Origin of the sequence: Porphyromonas sp. oral taxon 279 str. F0450, assembly GCF_000292995.1 — a bacterium.
In the GTDB taxonomy this organism is placed as follows: Bacteria; Bacteroidota; Bacteroidia; order Bacteroidales; family Porphyromonadaceae; genus Porphyromonas; species Porphyromonas pasteri.
Map to the genome: position 1 here is coordinate 1 of NZ_ALKJ01000020.1, position 4,713 is coordinate 4,713.

General features: G+C 49.3%; 2 protein-coding genes. Both read left to right on the top strand.

Features of this window, described 5'->3' with window-relative positions; translation table 11 throughout:
- Positions 1-118 precede the first annotated feature (118 nt).
- Complete coding sequence (locus HMPREF1323_RS09020; RefSeq protein ID WP_198004374.1) at positions 119-3,448, top strand: hypothetical protein; 3,330 nt, start codon at positions 119-121, stop codon at positions 3,446-3,448.
- 4 nt (positions 3,449-3,452) lie between these two features.
- Positions 3,453-3,869: a hypothetical protein gene (locus HMPREF1323_RS05920; RefSeq protein WP_044124146.1), complete on the top strand. Its 417-nt coding sequence runs from the start codon at positions 3,453-3,455 to the stop codon at positions 3,867-3,869.
- Positions 3,870-4,713 lie beyond the last annotated feature (844 nt).

The following is a 4,713-nucleotide window of genomic DNA, read 5'->3' on the forward strand; positions in this document are numbered from 1 at the left end:
GCCCGAGATGAGCTTCGACCCCGAGACCGGAGAGCTGGAGGTGACCGATGCAGAGGGCAAGCCACAGCGTATTAAGCTCGACCTTCCCGAGGGAGGGGCGTCTGCTTCGGCCTTCCCAATGATCATCACCGACAGTAGGGGCGATAGCTATCAGCTTAGCCCAGGCGAGTCGTCAGAGGTGAGTAGCAGTGGTGCATCATCAAGTACCTCATCAACGGAAGGACGCGTAGGCACGAAGCAAGGCATTAAGGTAGAGCGTGTAGAGCGGATCGGCTCTTTTGATGCGAGCCGCTTAGCTCATGGTATAGGCCCGGTTCGCTTTGAGCCATCAGCACAGGCACGCTATGCCTTTGACAGTGGCACTGAGTCCTGGTACCAGCGCTCCGTCAAGCTGGACGAATACTACAAGCCTTTCGCTAAGGGCTATATTGCTCCCTGGAAGCTCATCCCTACGGGTGAGCAGGATGTCGTCGCGGCACGCTACGAAGGGAAAAAGACGATTGACCTGAGGCGTGTTCGCTTTGCTACGTCTCCTAATAGTCCTGCACTGCCAGCAGAGCTCCACGAAGAGAGCAAGACCTGGAGTCTCAAGCTACCGGGGACGGATGCCCAGAGTAGCTATGACGTCTATGCGATCTATGAGGGTGAGGTCTTGGGTAAGCTCCGTGTCGTAAGCTATCCGAAGCAGCACCATAAGCTGACGCTGGTACCCGTCAATGACGCCAAGCTTGACAAGGCGCAGATAGAGCGCGAGCTGAATAGTATCTACGACTCGGTGGGTATTCACTTCGATGTCGAAGTGGATGCTCGCATGCGAGGGAACTATAGCTGGGATCGTGACGGCGACGGTAAGCTCAGCATTGTCGGTAAGAGTTTCTTCGGCCGTGTGCGTGAGGTGAAGGAGAGTGCGGAGATGGATTACCTGAAGAAGACTTATACGCAGCTTGCAGGTACGCTTGATGGCGTCTACCTCTTCGTTGTGGATGCGGCAGGAGGCTTGGAGTCTCAGCCGAAGGACTTGCTCGGTGAGATGCCCCGTCGTAGTCGCTTCGGGTACATCTTCTCGGGGAATAGCCCGAATGGAGGTGTGTCTGCCTTAAGTCATACCATTGCCCACGAGCTGGGGCACGGGCTCTTCACGCTACAGCACACCTTCGATGACGAGTACGGGGGGACGGAGAGTCAGGATCAGACACGCAATCTGATGGACTACACCACGGGCAAGGAGCTTGCTGCCTTCCAGTGGAATGTCCTAGCGAATCCAGCCGTCTTCACTGCAGCGGATAATAAGAGTCAAGGGGATTTAGTAAGAAGACAAGAGGCTCGCATAGACGCCAAAAATGGAGGGATTACACCTGCTGGCAAGGTTATTCTCTCTGTCAAGGCTAAGAATAGTGACCATGTCGCTACTCTAACCATAATTCCAGGGAGCTACTACGTCCATGGAATAACACTATTCTCAAGAGACGGCACCCCCACTAAGAGCTATTCTTGGGATGAAGAGAAGAAGACCTATGTCTCAGGCGGTGAGTCAATAGAAGATGCACCAGAACTTGAACTAACGTATAATACGAGATCGCAAAAGGTTACTGCCAGACTGTATCGTGTGGCCTCCGGGGAAAAGTGCCTCTACGACTATCATGATGTCACGTATGACCCTGCCAATCCCTCATCCCTCAAGATCCCTGAGCGGGACTGGAAAACAGATTACCTATGGTCTGCTTCTGAGTCTTGTAAGGCTAAGTTCATCGCCCGCACCACCCTCGCTAAAGATAGACGATCCTATGATGAGGAGCAGATAAAACGAGATATCCTGAAGCTCGGCCAGCTGTCAGAGAAGACGAGTTATGAGGATTTGCTCCGCACGCTTGAGTCTTGCCATATCCGCTCACTTAAGCGCCAGAGTTATGAATGGCTGATCCGTACCTTTAAGCGAATCGCTCAAAAGGAAACGCTAAAGGAGCGCGAGGAGTTAGCTCTTCTGCGTCTGATGCAATCGATGGATGGCAAGGACTATTCTCGATTCTATCGCGACTTAGAGGCTGATCAGAATGCGCTCCTTCGGCATCTTGTATCCGAGATAGATGATGTCTCGCTCTACTTCTGGACCGACAAGGACAACTACACCAACTTTATCGGAGCGCTGGTGTGGATGTTCAATGCCGATGGTGGCAAAAGCATCAAGGGAAGATTCCCTGAAGCTCCAGACGATTATGCTCGAATCGTTCTCAACTTAACTCCCGTTAAGTATGGCTCTGTCCAATTGATGGGAGGAGGTGATGCCTCCTTCACCGAGAAGTATAACCAAGGTGAGTACATCAGCTCGACCGGGGAGGTAAAGCTGTTGGATGTATATAAGACCTATACCACTACAAGGAACTCACTTCAATCACGAGAGCATAGAGAAGAGTTGGGGATTGTCTCTCCTCTTACTCCTATTATCATCGTCCCCGATACAGATAATCTCCCGCTGATCGAGACCGCCTTGGGTGGCAATGCTCTGTCGGATCAGATGTATGTTGTCCCCGCGATCTTCATGAAGTATCGCGCAGACAAGATCCGCAATGACAATATCGCGAAGGGAGTTGTCACGGCCTTTGATGTCGCGACGATCGTCTTCAGTGGCGGTACGGCATTAGCTACGAAAGTCCACTGGATCCGCCGTGCCTGGGCCTTGGCTGAGGTTGTGGGCGCTGTGGGGAATATCGCAGTGAATGCGCAGGTGATCACTGACCCAGAGCTGAAGCTCGCTGTAGATATCTACAATACAGCGATGGGGGTCATAGGCATCAAGAATGCGGGGCAGGCGGGATATAAGTTCGTTAAGAACCTGCCCAGTGAGACGAAGAGAATTCTACAACAAGGTCAATTAAAAGATATATTGCGGAGACTTTATGTTGAATTTAAGGCCAGGATATCATATGAGAAGTCTTTAGGGAATTATATAGAGTTAGATGTAGTAACGAAAGAATCCTTAGTTAGGCAAGAGCTGACATTAAGCATGTTGGTAAGTAATGCCGGTAAATCAGAACGAGTGTTTACTCAACAGCAAATTGATGAATTCCTCATTAAAGCAACAAAGCATAATCCTAGAGGGAAGAAACAAGTTATGTTGGGGAAGTATGACAATGGAACAACATCGTCATATATAAGTAGGGCAGGGGACGAATACACTTATTTTGACTTAGGAAATAAAGGATGGAATGAAGCTTACCAGATTGTACAAAGCGACGAACAAATGTGGCGTATCAATAAAGCCTTTCTAGACCAGCAGAAAGAACTAGGCTGCGAATTTTATTTCTCTCATAACCCGTTTGACCCCAAGATAAGAACCGGGTTTACTGCCAGAGAGATTGAATATCTGACTCGTTCAGTAGAAGAAGGAGGCTTAGGTGGACGTATAAATCCAACACCTATAGGGAAAGATTTATGGAAAGTAGAATTTTAAACATATGAAATCAGAGGCTAAAGATCTATTCTTCTCCTTTTTGGGAAGTAAATACCAAATGATGAGAGAAGGAGTGATAGAACTGTATTTGAGTTACAACGTGTCAGAGAAAGACGAGGTGATTTGGATAGAGGAATTATTTCAGTCTCTATACTCTCGCCTTCAGTGTAACCTCAATGATTTAAATGCTTTACATCAGATGATATACTTAATCGAGTGTCATTGTTTGGTAGAGGGTGTGCCCAAACTCTACGACTTGCTATGGGGAAATGCGAAGAGCATAACTCATCCCCAAGAGTTTGCTGTATCTATAGGACGGATTATTAGTTTCTTGAAAGACTTGCCCAAAGGCCGAAAGTCTAAAGAATATATTAAGATGTTTGAAGATTTAATCCAGAATCTTCCTCCTCGCAACCTTTAATATGCAGACGGAGGAGTTTGTTTGACACGACCTCTGGGGCGGTTGGGATATCGACTCCGTGCACATCATCGGCGACCGAATGATCGCCCACTCCCACGATGAGGTACGCATCTACCAGCGGGCTAATTAACATGTCTTACTCAGCTGTTCCGAGGCTCGGGCTTTACGCCCCTCCTCACCGTCTTCGCTGTATGCGCTACCGCCCCCACCGTGGGGAGGTAGTAGCGACCTATATAGGTCAGCGGGGCGACCAGTATTGGTCGAGGTGCGAACCACTATAGGTTACTACCACCGACCACTATTGGTTGACTCGTGAACCACTATAGGTTTGCACCCCGTACCACTATTAGTTTGTACTACGAACGAGTAGTGGTTTGCATCCCCTCCTCCGCAAGCGGCATGCTACCGCGCCTCTGTACTCCGCTGTACTCCCCGCTGAAAGGGCTAACTTTGACAGCAAAGATGCTCCGTTTTTAGATCCTTCACGAGCCGATGGCTCGTTCACGAGGTGAGATTGATCGCCCGCCTCACATCATAATAAGCTCAGCAAGCTATAAAGCTTAATAGTAATAGTCTCATGTATCTCCTTAGGCATAGTCTTCGTCTACTCGTACTGCTACTGACACTTAGTTTAGGTGTCGGTGGTCAGCTGTTTGGTCAGTACTATCCTGTTCATGCGACTGTTCAGTGGCCCTCTCCGCAGAGTCCGCACTTAGTGGACTATTATTCGGGCAGTCGTGATCGCCTTATCATCACGCTGCATAACCGGGATCTTCAGCAGCCGTTACTTCTGGCTCGCTTGCGTTTGCAGATCAAGAGTAATGGCTTCCTTGCCCAGACCCGT